We start from the raw sequence: 16,991 nt of genomic DNA on the forward strand, positions 1-16,991 counted from the left end.
ACCCATTGAAAAGAGCTTGAGCACGTACCGGGAGCGGAGATGAACACGGTGAATCTGGCAGCAGAGTATCAGGACGAGCGGACGGCACGACGGCGCGCCATCGTTGCGACCGTTCTAGGGAACGGTTTCGAATGGTTCGACTTCATGGTGTACGGCTTTTTTGCCATCACCATCGCCAAGCTGTTTTTTCCGACCGGTAACGACCTCACCTCGCTGATGCTTTCGGTAGCGACGTTTGGCGTGGGTTTTCTTGTGCGCCCATTCGGCGGGATTCTCATCGGTATCTATTCCGACCGCGCGGGCCGTAAAGCGGCATTGTCGTTGACCATCCTTCTGATGTGCGCGGGCACGGCAATCATCGGGCTGGCTCCGACCTATTCGCAGATCGGTTTGGCCGCACCTTGCCTGATTGTCCTTGCGCGTCTCCTGCAAGGCTTCTCTGCTGGCGGCGAAATGGGCACGGCAACTGCGTTTCTGACCGAACACGCTCCGAAGGGCAAAAAAGCGTACTACTCCAGCTGGATTCAGACGAGCATCGGGTTCGCGGTGCTACTCGGCGCGTGTTTCGGTACCGGCATTACGCTTGGTCTCTCTACTGCGGACATGGAAAGCTGGGGCTGGCGTATCCCGTTTCTCTCAGGCCTGCTCATCGGACCTATCGGCTTCTTCATCCGTCGAAATCTGGACGAGACGCCGGTTTTCCTGGACGCGGAGAAGTCGAAGACGCCGCTCTCTGATGTGCTGCGCGACTATCCCTGGCAAGCCTTCGCGAGCTTCGCAATGGTCGTGCTGTGGACGGTGTGTATCTATGTGATTCTTTTCTACATGCCGACTTTCTCGGTCAAGGTCCTGAAGCTTCCGCAATCGGCATCGTTCATCGCTGCAATGGTCGGCGGCAGTGTCATCACCGTCTGCTCACCGTTCACTGGCTGGTATTCGGATAAGGTCGGCCGCAAGTGGCTGTTGGGCGGCGCATCAGCAGCAATGCTCGTCCTCGCGTGGCCGCTGTTCGCCCTGATTGTGAAGTCGCCGTCGGTCGCGACGCTCTGCGTGTTTCAGGCAGTCTTCGGCGTACTCATCGCGATTTATACCGGTCCCATTCTGGCCGCGTTGTCGGAAACGTTCCCCACCAAGGTGCTTTCGACTGGCCTTTCAGTCGCCTACAATCTCGCGGTCATGACGTTTGGCGGCTTCGCCTCCCTTATCTTGACGTGGCTCATCAGCACAACGGGAACGCCGATGGCACCGGCCATTTACGTTATCTTCGCCGCCGCGTTCAGCCTGCTCGGCGTTCTGTTCGGTTACCGACAGCCCAACGAGGTTTAATCGATGCCGCGGTGTCGAGTTGATACCGTGGCGAAACTATTCGCCGCCATGAAGCTTGACACCGCCATCCGTGAGACCGTCCTACGTGAAGCCGAAGTCGTTGCCGGAGAGGAGAATCTCCAGCGCGAAATTACCTGGGTTCACATGGTTGACCACCCAGACATCGTCAATTGGGTGAAAGCTGGCGAGTTGCTGCTAACAACCGGGTACAACTGGCCAAACGACGCAGAGACTTCACGACGACTGGTGCGTGAACTAAGCGAGGTCGGCCTCGCTGGCGTTGTTCTCGCAGTCCCTCGTTTTCGAGAACACTTCCCAGACGAGGCTGTCGAAGAAGCTCGTAGCGTAGGCCTTCCTCTGCTCGAATTGCCGTGGGAGATACAGTTCAGTCAAGTCACCCACGAAATTCTCGCGAAGATAATCAACTTTCAAGCTGAGATTATCGAGCGCTCCGAGCAACTGCATCGGGCGCTGACCAACGCGGCGGTGACCGCCAACAGTTTGAGCGACATCGCAGACACGCTGCGAAAACTCGTTGGTCGCGAGGTCACATTCACGAACGTCTCGGGTGAGTTGCTTGGAACGTCCGCGGCAAACTCCGATTCGCAGTCCCTCGAAGACCAATTCGTCGCCTCTCTCTCGCAATCGCCCATCGACTCGAGTGGCGCACAAAGGCCGACCCGCGTGAAGTTCCAGCCTGGCGACGATACCTTGTATCGGCTTCGGCTCTCAGTTCGCCTCCACGACACACTTGTCGCGGTGATTTGGCTCGACCTGGACGGCTCGGAAGTGGACGAGGTGGATGCACGCGCGATGGAACATGCGAGCGTCGTAGCCGCTCTTCATCTCATGCACCAGCGGCAGCTCACGCAACAGGAGGACCGCTTGGGCTACGCGCTCGTCGCGGGTCTGCTGGACGGCGAGTTCTCAGCGACGCCCAGCGCGTTGGAGCGCGCGCGAGTATGCGGCTGGAGCCAGACCAATCAGTATCAAATCTGTCTTGTGCTTCTAGATGAGCCCATCCCGCTCACCACGGAAGGACTGAATCGCCGCGAACGATGGGTCGAATCGCTGAAACACCAACTACGCGCAACAGGTCAGCCGGAGCTGCTCGCAATCTGGCTGAACCAGATTAAGTTCATCCTTCCGGCAGAGGCTTCGCCAGAGTCATTGTGGGAGGCAGTTAACGACCAGCGTGCAGCCATGGCAATCAGCCGCGTCCACTCCGGAATCGACGGCATGGCGACCGGCTCGAAAGACGTTGACGCCTTACTTCCCACGCTGCGCGCTGGAAGACTGCATCGATTCGACGAGATTCTTTTTCCTCGCGCGCTCCTTGGTGACGCAAATGCGCGGGACGTGCTCATCGAACGGCTTGTTACACCTCTGGTCTCGCGGCCGCGCGGCGAATCTCTGCTCGATACGCTCTGCACGCTCGCCGACGAGGGCTTCCAACTGGCCAACGCCGCCCGTTTACTCGGCATCCATATCAGCACGATGAGATACCGCCTCGAGCGAATTGAAGAGATTCTCAAAGTCACGCTGGAAGACCCGAAGATTCGTTTCCAGCTTCAGGTCGCGATCGCTCTGTACCGGCTGCGCGAAGATTGAACCATATGTTCCTACTTTAGGTAGGAAGACTTCAGCTTTGAGTCGCGTTTTAATTCGGAATGACGTGGGACTTCTTGGCAAAAAGCGCAGCTCGCGCTGAGCCGTTCCCCTGCCGCTCTTACCGTATTTCGCGACCAATGAATTCAGAATCGTCTTCCTCACGCCCGGACCTCAACAAGCTTCTTTCGCTGCAGCGCCAACTTGCCGAAACGACGGATGCCGACATCAGGTTCGATGCAGGGTCTCGCGCGGCGTATGCGTCCGAGGCGTCGAACTACCGGCAAGTTCCGATTGGCGTTGTCCTTCCTCGCACTGTCGAGGATGTTGTCACTATCATGCGCGCCTGTCACGACGCCGACGTACCCGTACTCACGCGCGGTGCGGGTACGTCAATGTGCGGTCAGGCCGTCAACGTTGCCGTCGTTATCGACACATCCCGTCACCTGACTCGAATCGAACAACTTGATGCCAGCGCTCGCACTGCGGTCGTCCAACCAGGCGTTATTTGCGACCAACTGAACAACGCGGCAGCCCTTGAAGGGCTGACCTTTGGTCCAGACCCCGCTACGCATAGCCGTTGCACCATCGGCGGCATGGTCGGCAACAATTCCTGCGGTGCGCATTCGGTAACGGCTGGCAAGATGGCAGAGAACATTGAGTCGATGGAAGTCTTGACGTACGACGGAGACCGGTTCTGGGTCGGACCGACCGATGCAGATGCGTTCCAGGCACACCTGGCTGCGGGCGGTCGGCGCGCCGAGATTGTTCAAGCGCTCAGAGACTTGGTAGACCGCCACGCGGACGAGATTCGCGCCGGCTTCCCCAAGCTCAAACGCCGGGTCTCGGGCTACAGCCTCGACCAGTTGCTACCGGAAAACGGCTTCAACATTGCACGTGCGCTCGTCGGCTCGGAAGGTACATGTGTCTCGGTCCTGCGAGCAACAACGACCCTGGTGCGTAACCCGACCGCGCGCGTCGTTACTGTCTTCGGGTTTCCTACCATCTTTGATGCGGCTGACTGCGTCCCTCAACTGCTCCCTCTCGAGCCCATCGCGATGGAAGGGCTCGACACCGGCATCGTTGGGGGTTTGCGAGAACGAGGACTTGCGCTTGCCGACATCGCCGAATTACCTGATGGCAACGCGTGGCTCATGGTCGAGTTTGGCACCGACAGTCTCGAATCGTCACTTGCGTGGGCACAAGCAGCTGCGGACCTGGCGAATACGCTGCCCGGTCGTCCGAAGACGCGCGTGGTCTCCGATGTCGGACTGATGAAGCGGCTTTGGTCGATTCGTGAAACCGGCGCCTCAGCCACCTCCATCGGCGACGACCTGTCGAAGCCAGACCCTGTCGTGGGTTGGGAAGACGCGGCAGTCGAACCTCGCCTCCTTGGCGCGTACCTGCGGGAGTTTTCCGCACTGGTCAAGCGCTATGGCTACACGACCAACATGTACGGCCACTTTGGCGATGGGTGCATTCACTCTCGCATCAACTTTGATCTCCGCAACAGCCAGGGGATTCACACATGGCGAAACTTCCTGGAGGAAGCCGCAAAGCTCGTCGTCAAGTACGAGGGCTCTCTTTCGGGTGAACACGGCGATGGACAGGCCAAGGGCGAACTGCTCTCGCTGATGTACTCACCCGAACTCATGGACGCGTTCCGCGAATTCAAGACAATCTGGGACCCGAAGAATCGCATGAATCCGGGCAAGCTCATTGACGCGATGCCCGTCGATGAGAATCTACGGCTCGGACCAACGTATCGCCGCGTCGACGTCCCGAGTCATTTTTCGTTCGGCAACCTGCAATGCCCGGATACGTTCGCTCGTGCCACTGAACGTTGCATCGGCATGGGTAAGTGCCGCTCTCTCGAAGGCGGAACCATGTGTCCGAGCTATCGCGCAACCCGCGAAGAAAAGTATTCGACGGGTGGACGAAGTCGTCTGCTCTTTGAGTTGCTCAAAGGTGAGGTCTTTACGGACGGTTGGGACAATAAGGACGTGAAGGACTCGCTGGATAACTGCCTCGCGTGTAAGGGGTGTCGTAGCGACTGCCCGACGCATGTCGACCTGGCCAAGTACAAGAGTCACTTCCTGTACCAACATTATCAGAAAGCGAAACGCCCGCTGATGGATACAATGATTGGGCACATCGGAAGCTGGCTGCCTCTTGCAACGCACATCAGCGGAGTGGTCAACACAGCAATGAAATTGCGGCCGTTCCGGGCGGCAGCCGAAAAATTCGGACTCGCGTCGCACGTCAAATTTCCCGCTATCGCATCAACGGCCTTCCGCAACACCGAGACCTGCAAGCACCTTGTTCAGGACGCGCGCGCACTGAATGGCGAGCCGAGAACGGTCTTGCTCTGGACCGACACATTCAACAACGGGTTTTCCCCGGAAGTGCTCGAAGCATCTGTGCGCGTGTTGCAATCGTATGGCGTCACGGTCCGGCTCATGCGCAAACAGATTTGCTGCGGCCGTCCGTACTATGACGCCGGCATGCTGGACCACGCGAAGCGCAACCTCGTCGACATCATGACGCAACTCAAAGACGTCATCGCGCTGAGGATGCCGGTCGTCGTGCTGGAACCCAGTTGCCTGTCCGTCTTCCGTGACGAACTTCGCTCGCTCTTTCCCACCGACGAACGCGCAACCACGCTGGCTGCCTCGGTCAAGACGCTGGCCGAGTACCTCGAGGCAGAAGGATTCGATGTTCCCAAACTCGACGAGCGCGTCTACGTGCATGGTCACTGTCATCAGAAAGCCTGTGGCGGAACGCAGGCTGAGTCCCGGCTTGTCGGCAAAGCCGCTCAATCGGGAGCAGTACTCCAGACAGGATGCTGCGGGATGGCCGGTGCATTCGGGTACCACACAAAGACCGCTGACGTTGCCCGCTTGGTTGCCGAATCTGAACTCGTTCCCAAAATCCAGCCGCTTGACGATACCGCAGTATTGATTAGCGACGGATTCAGCTGTCGCTCGCAGATTCGAAGCACCACAGGACGCTCCGCGATACACCTCGCGCAGTGGCTCGACGCAAGGGCGGTAAAAAGCCCGCCATCCCGCGCTGGGAAAGATTGCACGCAGGAAGAAACTGCATGAACCGTAGACACTTCGCAAGTCTCGCCACACTGAGCGCAACTGCCGCCGTTTTTTCGCGGACCAGCGGCGCTGCAACAAACACCAGTAGCGGCGACCTATCTGCGACTCTCGCCCAGGCACAGGTTGCCATTCGTCAAGCGACTTCGCGAGACGCGGCAATCCAAGGGTGGCTCGACGTGGTCAAACTTCGTCTGCCGTTTCTTCAAGCGACTGCGCTTGTGTCTCGCCCTCGTCGAGACGCTCCAAATGAACTCGGAGCCGTCAGAAGAATCTTTTCGACCGTGCCGAGCGCCTACCCGGTGGGCGGCTGGAAGCAGCTGTCAGGGTCTGACTGGGCCCGGAAAGTTCTCGAACGAGGTGAAGTCCTCGTCGCAACAACGACGCAGATCTTGAGCATTACTTTCCCGACCATCAATTGCTCAAGTCGCTCGGCAGCGCGACGCTCGTCAACATCCCTGTCGTCGTCTGCAAGCGGACCGTCGGCGCGTTCGCTTTCATGTGCATTGAAGTAGTTCCGGAGAAAGCCATAACGGAGGAAATCCGCCTGCTAACCGCACTGACGGCGCCTCTGTTTTCCGACGACCTCGTACCAGCGACCTGACGCAGCATGAAATGCTGCGACGACCGCAAAGTTGAACTGGCGACGTCACAAATAATGCCTACAAGCGAAACCAGATACCGCGACCTCCAGGTACGCTTGGGTTAAGCAGACCCCCACGAAGGATTTGAAATGTCACTACCAACGCTTATTGAATCGGACCGCAGGCATCTCATCCATCCGGTCGCGAGCTACCGTACACATGAGAAACGCGGCGTCACTGTTCTGGAACGCGGCAACGGTGCATGGTTGTACGATGCAGAAGGAAACGAGTTGCTCGACGCGTTCGCTGGCCTCTGGTGTGTCAACACCGGGTACGGTCAAGAGAGTATCGTAAAGATCGCATCGGAACAGATGGCGAAGCTGCCCTATGCAACTGGATACTTCCACTTCGGTTCCGAGCCAGCAATTGAGTTGGCGCAACGGCTTGTTGACCTCTCGCCGCGGAGCCTTCAGCACGTCTACTTCTCACTGGGCGGGTCGGACGCGGTCGACTCAGCGGTGCGCTTCATCACGCACTACTACAACGCCATCGGTCGGCCGGGAAAGAAGCATTGCATCGCGCTGGAGCGTGGCTATCACGGCTCGTCCTCCATCGGCTCGGGGTTGACTGCAATCGCCAGCTTTCATCGCAACTTCGATGTGCCGCTTCCAACGCAGCATCACATCCCGTCGCCGTATGCCTACCGCAGTGAGACCCCAGATGATGCGCAGGCAATCATCGCGCGCTCGGTGCAAGCACTCGAAGACAAGGTCATGCAGCTCGGTGCTAAAAACGTCGCCGCATTTTTTTGCGAGCCAGTGCAGGGTTCGGGTGGTGTAATCGTGCCGCCGAGAGGATGGCTCAAAGCCATGCGCGATGCGTGCCGACGTCTGGACATTCTCTTTGTCGCGGATGAGGTGATTACCGCCTTCGGCCGGACAGGTCCAATGTTCGCCTGCGAGACCGAGGATGTCGAACCCGACCTCATGACCATCGCAAAGGGTCTGACGGCTGGATACGCCCCTATGGGTGCGGTCCTGATTTCTGACGCCGTGTATCAGGGCATCGCAGACGGAAGCAGGCAAGGAGAAGCTATCGGTCACGGGCAGACTTACTCGGCACATCCTGTCAGTGCCGCCATCGGACTCGAGGTACTTCGTCTGTACACGGAAGGCGGCCTGCTGGCGAACGGACAGGCTCAGGCACCGAAGTTCGCTGCAGGCCTCGACAGTCTTCTCGACCACCCGCTGGTTGGCGACTCACGCCACGTTGGTCTCCTTGGCGCAGTTGAGCTGGTTGCCAACAAGACGACACGCGCCCGCTTCGATTCGAGCCTGCAACTGGCTGACCGAATCTTCGAAGCCGCTTATCGCAACAAGATTATCTTCCGGGCATTCGGTGACAACATTCTCGGTTTCGCACCGGCGCTCTGCTACACGGCGAGCGAAGTGGAGGCAATGGTGGCACGTGTTCGAAAAACGCTCGACGACGTCCTGGAAAGTGCCGACGTCCGCCGCGCTCTCAATGACTGAGGCCCGTTGCAGTCCGCTGCATCGGTGACAACGCATCCTTTGAAGGTATCGAGTATGGAACTGAAACTGAAACGTGACGAACTACTGCGTCGCCAGAATCTGATTGGCGGCGAGTGGACTGACGCGGCCAATAAAACGCGCTACCCGGTCACGAACCCCGCCACGGGCGAAATTATTGCCGAGGTCGCGAACAGCAGCAAAGCGGACGCGCGTGCCGCGACCGATGCAGCGGCCAAAGCTGCGAAGGACTGGCGCGAGCGCCTGCCACGCGAACGCGCTGAGATTCTAAAACGTTGGCACGCGCTGATTATCGCGAACACTGACGATCTCGCAACGCTCATGTCGATGGAACAAGGCAAACCGCTAGCGGAAGCACGAGGCGAAGTCGCTTATGGCGCGTCGTATGTTGCCTGGTTCGCTGACGAAGCAACCCGCATCTATGGCGACCTGATTCCGCAGCAACAACGTGGCAAGCAGATGCGTGCCGTCAAGGAGCCGGTCGGGATTGTGGCAGCCATCACGCCGTGGAATTTCCCGCTTGCGATGATTGCCCGCAAGATTGCTCCTGCCCTGGCCGCTGGCTGCACAGTCGTTGGCAAACCCGCAGAAGACACCCCTCTCACTGCGCTGGCTCTCGCAGCACTGGCTCATGAAGCCGGCGTACCCGCGGGCGTTCTTAATATGCTTTCCGCGTCGCGAGCCCAAGGCATCGAAGCGGTTGGTGACTGGCTTGCCGACGAGCGCGTCCGAAAGATTACCTTCACAGGCTCGACGGCTGTCGGCAAGTATCTCGCCCGCGAGTCGGCGGGCACACTCAAGAAGCTCTCGCTCGAGCTGGGCGGGAATGCTCCTTTCATCGTCTTCGACGATGCAGATCTCGACGCCGCTGTCGTCGGCCTGATGGCCGCCAAGTTCCGCAATGGTGGACAGACGTGCGTCTGCCCGAATCGTATTTACGTGCAGGCCGGCGTGTTCGACAGGTTCGCAGAGCTGCTCGCGGCTCGCGTAGGCGCGCTCAAGGTCGCGCCGGCATCGAACCCGCAGGCGCAAATCGGGCCAATGATTAACGCGAAGGCCATCGACAAGATAGACCGTCACGTTATCGATGCTGTTTCGAAAGGTGCCACCGTCCTGACCGGCGGCAAGCGCCTGACCGAGATGGGGCCGAACTACTACGCGCCTACCGTGCTCGCGCATGCTACGAATGAAATGCTCGTTACCTGCGAAGAGACCTTCGGACCCGTGGCTCCGCTTTATCGCTTCGAATCCGAGGACGAGGCGATTCGTCTCGCCAATGACACGCCTTTCGGTCTTGCTGCGTACGTCTACACCCAGGATATGCGACGTGCCGAACGTGTTTCGCGCTCGCTCGAGGCAGGCGTCATCGGACTGAACGAAGGTGCAGTAGCAAGTGAAGCGGCGCCGTTCGGCGGCGTCAAGGAGTCAGGTTACGGCCGCGAAGGCTCGAAGTACCGCCTCGACGATTACCTGTCCATCAAGTACATCTGCCAGGGCGGTCTCGACTGATTCGTTGCATCCCAACCGAGAGGCCATCGTTCAAAAAAACGATGGCCTTTTTCGTTGCCTCTGGAGACACCGCTCAGCAGCGGGTTGCGGCGCGCGGTACGGAGGATCAAAGGGAATGTTCAGTGATGTAAGGTGAATACTGCCGCAGATTCACACGACTTCCTGAAGGCAGTCGCGCGACCGTAGGTCTGGTGACAACCAACCGCCAGAACTGCTCGGTGGCTCAAATAGCATACTGTCAGGTCGGCTTGCGAAGCATCACGCTCGGTATCAAACTCACCAGTAGCACCGACCTGTCCAAGCAGTTTGGCCGCTCTATCGAGTCCGATTCCAGACAGATGAGCGATCTGATGAAACTCGAACCACGCGGTATTTTTATCCAGCTTGCCGTGAATTGTCCTGCTGCTAGACGCGCAGACATATTGGACCGTCGTCATCCCCTACGTGCGCCATTAGTCGTCGTCTTCTGCCAGCAGCTTTTCGAGCGGCACAGTCTGCTTGACGAAGGGTGACCGAATCACGATATAACTGAAGTACTTCTCGATTCCGATATTGCGGTCCACCAGCTTTTCGATGACTTCCTGATAGTGTCCGATGTTCTTAACGATGGACTTCAGCAGGTAGTCGTATCCCCCGCTGACCAGGTGGCACTCCGTAATCTCTTCGAAGTCCCGCAGGTTCGCTTCAAAGCGCGTGAAGTCTTCGCGCCGGTGGTCGCGGAGCATGATTTCGGTGAACACGGTCACCGTGCTGGTTAGCTTGGCCAGGTTCAAGTGTGCCCCATAGCCAGAGATGATTCCCGCTGCTTCGAGGCGCTTCACGCGTTGCAGACAAGGGCTTGCCGACAACCCGACAGCACTGGCGAGGTTGGCGTTCGTCATGTTGCCGCTCTTCTGCAGTTCGGCAAGGATTTTGATGTCGGTCCGGTCAAGCTTTTGTCGCATATCGTGCTTGTTCGAATTGGCTGGTGTGTCAATCGAGGACGACCTTCCTATCAGCGAGCCAGGTCCTCGTGGTGCGCCTTGACCAGTTGAGCCATACTCGTGAACTTGTAATCAACGGGTGGCTCGACAGAGTATTTCATGTTTGCGCCGGCGCCGCGCTGCTCGTAGCGTCGCTGAATCCAACATGAACGAAGTTGCAGCTCGCTAGCAGGTTGATGGTCATGGTAGACGCTATCTGCAACGTGCAGCGTATCTTCCTTACTAACACCCATTGAGGCGAGCGTGGAGAAAAGATATTCGAAGTTGTTTCGTGAAGGTTTGTACGAACCCACGTCCTCAGCCGTCACGATGGCATCAAAGTCGACAGCAAGCTTCTCATTTGTGTTCCTGAAGCTACGGTTGTCGACATTGGAGACGACAACCAGCTTGAAGTATTTCTTCAGATATTGAAGCGTACTTGCCGAGTCTGGGAATGCAGGCCAGTCTCCGATTGAGGCGCCGTAGGCAACAGCCTCCTCCCAGCGATACGGCACACTCCACTCCTCTGCCAGTCGTTTGAACACAACCTGAAGCAAGCGGTCATACGGCATGGCCGGCGTGACTTTTTGCTGATACGACTCGTGGCGGGCGTGAGCTTCGAGAATCTCATCGCGCGTGAGAGGTTCGGGAACGCGAGACGCCAACTCCGACAGACCCGATGTGATACCCGACTCCCAGTCAATGAGAGTCCCATAGCAGTCAAATGTGAGTGCCTTGAAATCCGTCAAAGCCACAACGCCCCCTGTGTTTCAGTCGCCTGCAATCAATCGTAGCCGCCCCAAATGATCTCGTCTGCCTCGAAAGCGCGAAAACGCTCGCGGTATCAACGCTGACGAGACTACATTGTCTGACTTATTTGGCCAGCGCTTCCTGGTGTGCCTTCGCAAGGTCGGCCATGCTGTTGAAACGGAAGTCGATGTTGGGCTGCGAACCCGGATCCATGGTCGCACCGAAACCCGGCTGCGAGTGACGGCGATAAATCCAGCACGATGCCAGGCCGAACTCGTTCGCGGGCTTGTGGTCATGAAAAAGGCTTTCTGCAGTGTGCAGAATCTTTTCCTTCTTGATACCACGATCCCCGAGCTTTTCGAGCATGTACTCGAAGTTGCGCGGCGACGGTTTGTACGAACCCACGTCTTCTGCGGTGATGATGGCATCGAACTCGACCTTCAGCTTGGCGTTGCTGTAGGTGAAGCTCTCGTTGTCGATGTTCGACAGAATGACGAGCTTGAAATGCTTCTTCAAGTATTGCAGCGCTTCGGCACTGTCTTCAAACGCCGGCCAGTTCTGCACCGAACGACCATAGGCGACGCATTCGTCGTGCGTGAACGGCAGACCCCATTCCTCGGCCAGACGCTTGTAGACGATAGGCAGAAGTTCCTGGTAGCGTTTCGCCGGCGTGTACTTCTGCTGCGACGACTCGTGGCGGGCGTGCGCCTCCAGTACCTGGTCTCGCGTGAGCGGTGTCTTGGCGCGGTCCAGCAAGGTCTTCAGGCCCTGGAAGATGCCGGTCTCCCAGTCAATCAATGTGCCGTAGCAGTCAAACGTAAGGGTGTTGAAGTCGGTCAGTTTCACGGGTATTCCTCTCGGGTGTCCAGATGGAGAGTTCAGTTTATTCAGGGCCAGCAGCAAGCAGAACTTTAATCGAGGGACCAAAAAGCAACTTTCACCGTCCCGAGTTATGACGGCAGCAGGTTCTGCTGCCGTTTCCCGTCCGCTCCGAAACGTAAGTGTTTTCCCGTACGCACAGGTCGGGAACTACCATTGGAACCGCCTCTGCGCAAGAACCTTGCCCAATTTCCCTATCTCGCTCTCGTCCGTCGAGCCCTCACGCCTCCTGCTCGACAACTACGAAGCGCGAGCGAGCTTTCCATACGTTCAACGGGAAGACAGCCGTCGTCGAATATCGCAGATTCGGTCATTTTGGAGGAACCAAGATGACCGCTATCGGCGTGGTCGTAACCGTCTTGATGTGGAGCACGCTTGCAACCAGCGTCGGCCTCTTGCATGGCACGCCCACCTTGTTCGTCAACGGCGTCGCACTGACAATTGGCGGCATCATCGGTCTACCGTGGGTGCGTCATTGGAAAATGCCGCTTGCGCTCCTTCTCGCCGGCAGCGGTCTGATGTTCGCTTACCACGTCATCTATTTTTATGCGCTGCAACTTGGTGACCCCATCGGTGTGAGCCTTGTGCATTATCTGTGGCCAATCATCATCGTGTGCCTAACCGCCCGAATGGCGCCCACGGAGCGGAAACCCCACTTCCTACTCGCGAGCGCGCTCCTTGGCTTCGGCGGAGCGGCCGTCACCTGCTGGTCGGTCCGAGTACCTCTGCTGTCGCATGACGGTCCGCCTTCGATGAGTTCACACGTGATAAGGGAAGTTGTCGCGTATCTGCTCGCGCTGCTGTCAGCATTTGCGTGGGCCGCGTACTCGGTACTCGGAAAACGATTCAACTCGCTTTCAAGCTTGTCGGTCGGCGCTTTTTCGCTTCCTGCAGGACTGGCGTGCCTCGCGATGTACTTCTACACCAGCGACTGGCCACGGTTGACTGCGCGAGACTGGCTCGTTTTGGTCTACATGGGCGTCGGCCCTATGGGTACAGCGTTCTACTTGTGGGATTCTGCGATGAAAAAGGGCAATACAGGCCTAACGGCAGCGTTGAGTTACGCCACGCCTGTGCTTTCAACCATTTTCCTTGCACTACATTCTGCGCATCCGTTGCCGGCTACCTTATGGCTGGGAGTTGCAATGGTCACCACCTCGGTTGTCATCGTCCGGGCTCGACGGCGGCCGCGCATGACAAGATCGTCCGCAGAATCACCGTCCAGCGTGTCCCCGGTGAATCGCTGAGTCCATGCGATGCATCCGGTCGCGTCGCTATTCCGGGCAACGAAGGGCACGCCGGAGGCGCGATTTTCTACTGATAAATTGACGGCTCGCAAACTCCATGTTGCCGGATGTCGTGGCATCGTAGGTCTCCAGACAATTGATCCCGCATCCGCTTCAAAATCATCAAATCGCGGGTTTTTTCCTACGTTCGATAGGTTGCCCGGAAACCATGGCTGAATTAGTCTGATCGCTCATCAGTCTAAAACTTTGGAGACACAATGCGCCTGACCATAACAATGGCTGTTTTAACAGCCGCCGGCTTCGTCGCTTCAGCAAACGCCCAAACCGTCGTCACTATCGGTCACTCGGCTCCGCTTACGGGACCGCAGGCGCCAAACGGGAAGGACAATGAGAACGGAGCGCGTCTTGCAATCGACGAGTTGAACAAGGCTGGTGTCAGTGTCGGCGGTCAAAAGGTGACCTTCAAACTGGACTCAGAAGACGACCAGGCTGACCCGAAAGTTGGTGTTCAGGTCGCCCAAAAAATGGTCGACGGCGGCGTAGTCGCGGTGATGGGTCCGTACAACTCGGGCGTCGCTATCCCGGCCTCAAAGGTGTACAACACGGCGGGAGTTCCGATGCTGCCCGTTGCCTCGAATCCTGCCCTGACCAAGCAAGGCTTCAAGAACATCTTCCGTATTGGCGCAAGTGATGAGCAACTGGGTGGCACAATGGGCCAGTTCGCAGCCAAGACGCTGAAGGCGAAGACCGCTGCAGTTATCGATGACCGTACGGCGTACGGCCAGGGAGTTGCTGAGCAATTCGTGAAGGAAGCCAAAGCCAACGGAATCCAGATCATCGACCAGCAGTTCACCAACTCGTCGGCCACTGACTTCCTCGGCATTCTCACCAGCATCAAGTCCAAAAACCCTGACGTTATTTTCTTCGGTGGCTACGCCTCGCAAGGCGCGCCGATGGCAAAGCAAATGAAGGGGCGTGGCTTGCGCGCCAAGTTGCTCGGTGGCGACGGTATCTGCTCGGCCGATATGGGCAAGGTTGCTGGCGAGGCGGCATCCATTGTCTACTGCGCGCAAGGTGGCGTCTCGCTGGATAAAACGCCGGCCGGCCGCGAATTCCTGCAGAAATACAAGGCCGCCTACAACACCGATACGCAGGTGTACGCGGTTAGCTACTATGACGGCGTCAAACTGCTGGCCGATGCGATGGTCAAGGCTGGCACCACGACCGATAAAGCGAAAATTACTGTCCAACTGGCCAAGACCGACTACAAAGGCGTGGCGGGAACGTACTCCTTCGATGCGGACGGCGACCTGAAGGGTGCACCGACCACCGTGTATGTCATCAAGAACGGCCTGCCGGTGCCCTACGGTCAGTGAAGTTGATAGCGTAGCTACGAATCACACATCAAGATCACCCACACGATTTCTACTGTCGGAGTCCATACCGGCGGAGAGGTGTTCCGCATCGTCACCAGCGGACTTCCTCGTCTGCCGGGCGACTCCACCGTGAAGCGTCGCGCATGGCTGAAAGAGAACGCAGACGGCGCGGCGCAGTTACGATTTCCGGTATCGAACTGATGCATCGCATCCGCAAACGTCAGTTCGACCTCACCAAACTGCCTCTCAAGGATACCGCTGCGCCCGTTCTCTGGAATGCCGTTCTTTCTGCATCTTGAAGCAACCCATCAACGAGCCGCGATTCCTCTCTATCTTTTCTTTGCACCACAGCCTTTAAGTCATCTCGCACCGTAGAAATGACGGTACTGCCACGCAGCCTGCCTCATCAACTCGTCGTCGGGCCACGGGCCGGTTCCAAATCTGCCTGGCGAAAGAGGCGCCAGATCAATAGGAGGTGCGCCGTCGACGATCCACGCGGCAAGCGCATCCCCCAGTGCCGGGGCAATGGAGAGTCCCGCGACATTGCAACCGCTCGCGAAGTAAAACCCCTGAATTGCGGGCGCGGGTCCGACGATGTGCTGGCCATCGGCCGTCATCGTTGGCAGCCCACCACGATGCTCGCGAACGACTGCCTTCAGAAGGACCGGAAGCTGGGCCTCTACGTCCAGAGCGTAGTGCCAGAGAACCTTGGCATCGAGCGACAGATCCTTGATGTCAAAGTTGGCGTCAAAGCTACTCATGTCGAAGAATCTCGGGTCATCCTCGTAGACTCCCCAGAGAAATCCTCCGTCGCAAGGTCTCATATACACCGCAGCATCCATAATTCGGATCATCGGCAATTCGGCTCGGGCATCAGACACTGGCTCGGTGACGAACAACTGCTGCGCTGTCGTAACGAGAGGAACTCGAATTCCGCTGGCTTCGGCCACTTGTCGCGTCCAGGCGCCGGCTGCATCGACGACGATAGGGGCTCGGATGCGGCCGCACGTGGTGTCGACCCCGCTCACCTCGCCGTTCGCAATCAGGATGCGCGTAACCGCAGTGTTCGGTAGTAACACTGCACCGTTTGCCTGCGCGGCACGAGCGAAGCCGACGGCAAGTTGAGCGGGATTGAAATACATATCGTCGCCGATGTGCATCGCCGCAACGACTCCCGTCGTTTGAAGAAACGGGTTGAGCCGGTGGGCCGTGTCGAGGGAGACTTCTTCCACGTCCAGGTCGTGGCGCCGGCCGCGCAGGATGTCTTCCTGAATGACCTCGGCGTCCACCGGTCGCCGGGCGACCTTGAGGCTGCCCGACTGCACCCAATCCAGAGGCTGACCGGTGTCCGCAGAGAATTGCCTGATCCTGGAAGCTGCCAGCTTGATCAGGTCGATCATCAAGTCGCTCTTGCGCATGCAACTGACCATGCCAGCCGCTCGCGGAGAGGTCTGTGAGCCGATTTCGAGCCGCTCGAGCAGCGCGACCCGATGGGTGCCCCGCTGCGCCAGGTAGTAGGCAGTCGCCGCTCCAAGCGCGCCTGAGCCGATGACGATCACATCTGCGGATTCGACCATCGCTGCGTCTCCTGTCCGTCACGGCGCTCGAGCCGTCAGGCGAAAGTGCGCTTGCCTCATGATATACCTTGGAACAAAGACGAAAGAGGTCGCGAGCTAACGGATGGCCGTTTGCTGGGTGGAGCCGACGTTTGAACGTCCCAGCGACGGTGCATGCAAATGAGGCTTCATGACCGGATGCCGTCCCATGTAATTCGGCCGCGCAGCCTGAAGCTCGCAACCCGGTGACCGGCAGCGAGCGACCCGATCCGGTCCGTGGATCCCGAGCTCAACGGCAGCTTCCGGAAGCTGTCCAGTCGTTGAAATGCAAGTCTCAACCGGTTCTGTTTCACGTCCTCGTTGTGCCAGGCGCGCGCTGGATTGAGGACACCTTCCATAGAAGAAACACCGCGCGAACACAGGTATTCGTTGGTATCCGTTGCGACTGGTTGTCGCATTCAGCATGCTTAACAAACAATTTATAGTTGAGCTGTCTGCGTTGGCTCCTTCCTCGCAGTCCAATCCCCGTCGGCAAGCGCG

The 16,991-nt window shown here is 58.1% G+C and carries 14 protein-coding genes and 1 pseudogene; 10 read left to right on the top strand and 5 right to left on the bottom strand.

The window, feature by feature from the left end:
• The first annotated feature begins 39 nt into the window (after positions 1 to 39).
• The 6 genes from H1204_RS41900 to H1204_RS41925 all read left to right on the top strand — a co-directional run bounded on the left by H1204_RS41900 (position 40) and on the right by H1204_RS41925 (position 9,681).
• Positions 40 to 1,326, top strand: coding sequence for an MFS transporter (locus tag H1204_RS41900; protein ID WP_180735981.1), 1,287 nt, complete (start codon positions 40 to 42; stop codon positions 1,324 to 1,326).
• Positions 1,327 to 1,353: 27 nt separating this feature from the next.
• Positions 1,354 to 2,937 carry a PucR family transcriptional regulator gene (locus tag H1204_RS41905; RefSeq protein ID WP_243469082.1) on the top strand — a complete coding sequence of 528 codons (1,584 nt, stop codon included), beginning with the start codon at positions 1,354 to 1,356 and terminating at the stop codon, positions 2,935 to 2,937.
• Between the two features lie 137 nt (positions 2,938 to 3,074).
• Positions 3,075 to 6,041 carry an FAD-binding and (Fe-S)-binding domain-containing protein gene (locus H1204_RS41910; RefSeq protein WP_180735983.1) on the top strand — a complete coding sequence of 989 codons (2,967 nt, stop codon included), beginning with the start codon at positions 3,075 to 3,077 and terminating at the stop codon, positions 6,039 to 6,041.
• A gap of 415 nt (positions 6,042 to 6,456) precedes the next feature.
• Positions 6,457 to 6,642, top strand: coding sequence for a hypothetical protein (locus tag H1204_RS41915; protein ID WP_180735984.1), 186 nt, complete (start codon positions 6,457 to 6,459; stop codon positions 6,640 to 6,642).
• 129 nt (positions 6,643 to 6,771) lie between these two features.
• Positions 6,772 to 8,154, top strand: a complete 1,383-nt coding sequence (locus tag H1204_RS41920; protein ID WP_180735986.1) for an aspartate aminotransferase family protein — start codon at positions 6,772 to 6,774, stop codon at positions 8,152 to 8,154.
• 54 nt (positions 8,155 to 8,208) lie between these two features.
• Positions 8,209 to 9,681 carry an NAD-dependent succinate-semialdehyde dehydrogenase gene (locus H1204_RS41925; protein ID WP_180735987.1) on the top strand — a complete coding sequence of 491 codons (1,473 nt, stop codon included), beginning with the start codon at positions 8,209 to 8,211 and terminating at the stop codon, positions 9,679 to 9,681.
• Between the two features lie 119 nt (positions 9,682 to 9,800).
• Here H1204_RS41925 and H1204_RS41930 read toward each other — a convergent pair whose 3' ends face one another.
• The 4 genes from H1204_RS41930 to H1204_RS41945 all read right to left on the bottom strand — a co-directional run bounded on the left by H1204_RS41930 (position 9,801) and on the right by H1204_RS41945 (position 12,239).
• Positions 9,801 to 10,118, bottom strand: coding sequence for a hypothetical protein (locus H1204_RS41930; protein ID WP_180735989.1), 318 nt, complete (start codon positions 10,116 to 10,118; stop codon positions 9,801 to 9,803).
• Positions 10,119 to 10,133: 15 nt separating this feature from the next.
• Positions 10,134 to 10,625 (bottom strand): Lrp/AsnC family transcriptional regulator, encoded by a 492-nt coding sequence (locus tag H1204_RS41935; protein ID WP_180735990.1) that lies wholly within the window; start codon positions 10,623 to 10,625, stop codon positions 10,134 to 10,136.
• A gap of 50 nt (positions 10,626 to 10,675) precedes the next feature.
• The gene (locus H1204_RS41940) at positions 10,676 to 11,398 is read right to left on the bottom strand and encodes a haloacid dehalogenase type II (RefSeq protein ID WP_180735992.1); all 723 of its coding nucleotides are present in this window, start codon (positions 11,396 to 11,398) and stop codon (positions 10,676 to 10,678) included.
• A 118-nt stretch (positions 11,399 to 11,516) separates the two neighbouring features.
• Positions 11,517 to 12,239: a haloacid dehalogenase type II gene (locus tag H1204_RS41945; protein WP_180735993.1), complete on the bottom strand. Its 723-nt coding sequence runs from the start codon at positions 12,237 to 12,239 to the stop codon at positions 11,517 to 11,519.
• A 362-nt stretch (positions 12,240 to 12,601) separates the two neighbouring features.
• Between H1204_RS41945 and H1204_RS41950 the strand changes: the two genes are divergently transcribed.
• The 4 genes and pseudogenes from H1204_RS41950 (at position 12,602) to H1204_RS41965 (ending at position 15,194) form a co-directional block, all read left to right on the top strand.
• Positions 12,602 to 13,519, top strand: a complete 918-nt coding sequence (locus H1204_RS41950; RefSeq protein ID WP_180735994.1) for an EamA family transporter — start codon at positions 12,602 to 12,604, stop codon at positions 13,517 to 13,519.
• A gap of 257 nt (positions 13,520 to 13,776) precedes the next feature.
• On the top strand, positions 13,777 to 14,895 hold the full coding sequence (locus H1204_RS41955) for a branched-chain amino acid ABC transporter substrate-binding protein (protein WP_180735995.1): 1,119 nt from the start codon (positions 13,777 to 13,779) through the stop codon (positions 14,893 to 14,895).
• Positions 14,896 to 14,922: 27 nt separating this feature from the next.
• Positions 14,923 to 15,060 (top strand): annotated as a pseudogene (locus H1204_RS41960) (proline racemase family protein); the annotation flags it as partial.
• Positions 15,039 to 15,194 carry a hypothetical protein gene (locus tag H1204_RS41965; protein ID WP_243469083.1) on the top strand — a complete coding sequence of 52 codons (156 nt, stop codon included), beginning with the start codon at positions 15,039 to 15,041 and terminating at the stop codon, positions 15,192 to 15,194. The pseudogene H1204_RS41960 and the gene H1204_RS41965, both read left to right, overlap by 22 nt.
• 60 nt (positions 15,195 to 15,254) lie before the next feature.
• On the opposite strand, the gene H1204_RS41970 is transcribed toward H1204_RS41965, so the two are convergent.
• Entirely contained in the window at positions 15,255 to 16,472 is a 1,218-nt protein-coding gene (locus H1204_RS41970) for an FAD-binding oxidoreductase (protein WP_180735996.1), read from the bottom strand.
• Between the last annotated feature and the right edge of the window lie 519 nt (positions 16,473 to 16,991).

Origin of the sequence: Paraburkholderia sp. PGU19, from assembly GCF_013426915.1 — a bacterium.
GTDB lineage: Bacteria > Pseudomonadota > Gammaproteobacteria > Burkholderiales > Burkholderiaceae > Paraburkholderia.

Coding starts and splice junctions, on each gene's coding strand:
- H1204_RS41920 (WP_180735986.1), top strand. CDS start 6,772: ATGTCACTACCAACGCTTATTGAATCGGACCGCAGGCATCTCATCCAT.
- H1204_RS41935 (WP_180735990.1), bottom strand. CDS start 10,625: ATGCGACAAAAGCTTGACCGGACCGACATCAAAATCCTTGCCGAACTG.
- H1204_RS41955 (WP_180735995.1), top strand. CDS start 13,777: ATGCGCCTGACCATAACAATGGCTGTTTTAACAGCCGCCGGCTTCGTC.
- H1204_RS41970 (WP_180735996.1), bottom strand. CDS start 16,472: ATGGTCGAATCCGCAGATGTGATCGTCATCGGCTCAGGCGCGCTTGGA.
- H1204_RS41910 (WP_180735983.1), top strand. CDS start 3,075: ATGAATTCAGAATCGTCTTCCTCACGCCCGGACCTCAACAAGCTTCTT.
- H1204_RS41930 (WP_180735989.1), bottom strand. CDS start 10,118: ATGACGACGGTCCAATATGTCTGCGCGTCTAGCAGCAGGACAATTCAC.
- H1204_RS41900 (WP_180735981.1), top strand. CDS start 40: ATGAACACGGTGAATCTGGCAGCAGAGTATCAGGACGAGCGGACGGCA.
- H1204_RS41965 (WP_243469083.1), top strand. CDS start 15,039: ATGGCTGAAAGAGAACGCAGACGGCGCGGCGCAGTTACGATTTCCGGT.
- H1204_RS41925 (WP_180735987.1), top strand. CDS start 8,209: ATGGAACTGAAACTGAAACGTGACGAACTACTGCGTCGCCAGAATCTG.
- H1204_RS41950 (WP_180735994.1), top strand. CDS start 12,602: ATGACCGCTATCGGCGTGGTCGTAACCGTCTTGATGTGGAGCACGCTT.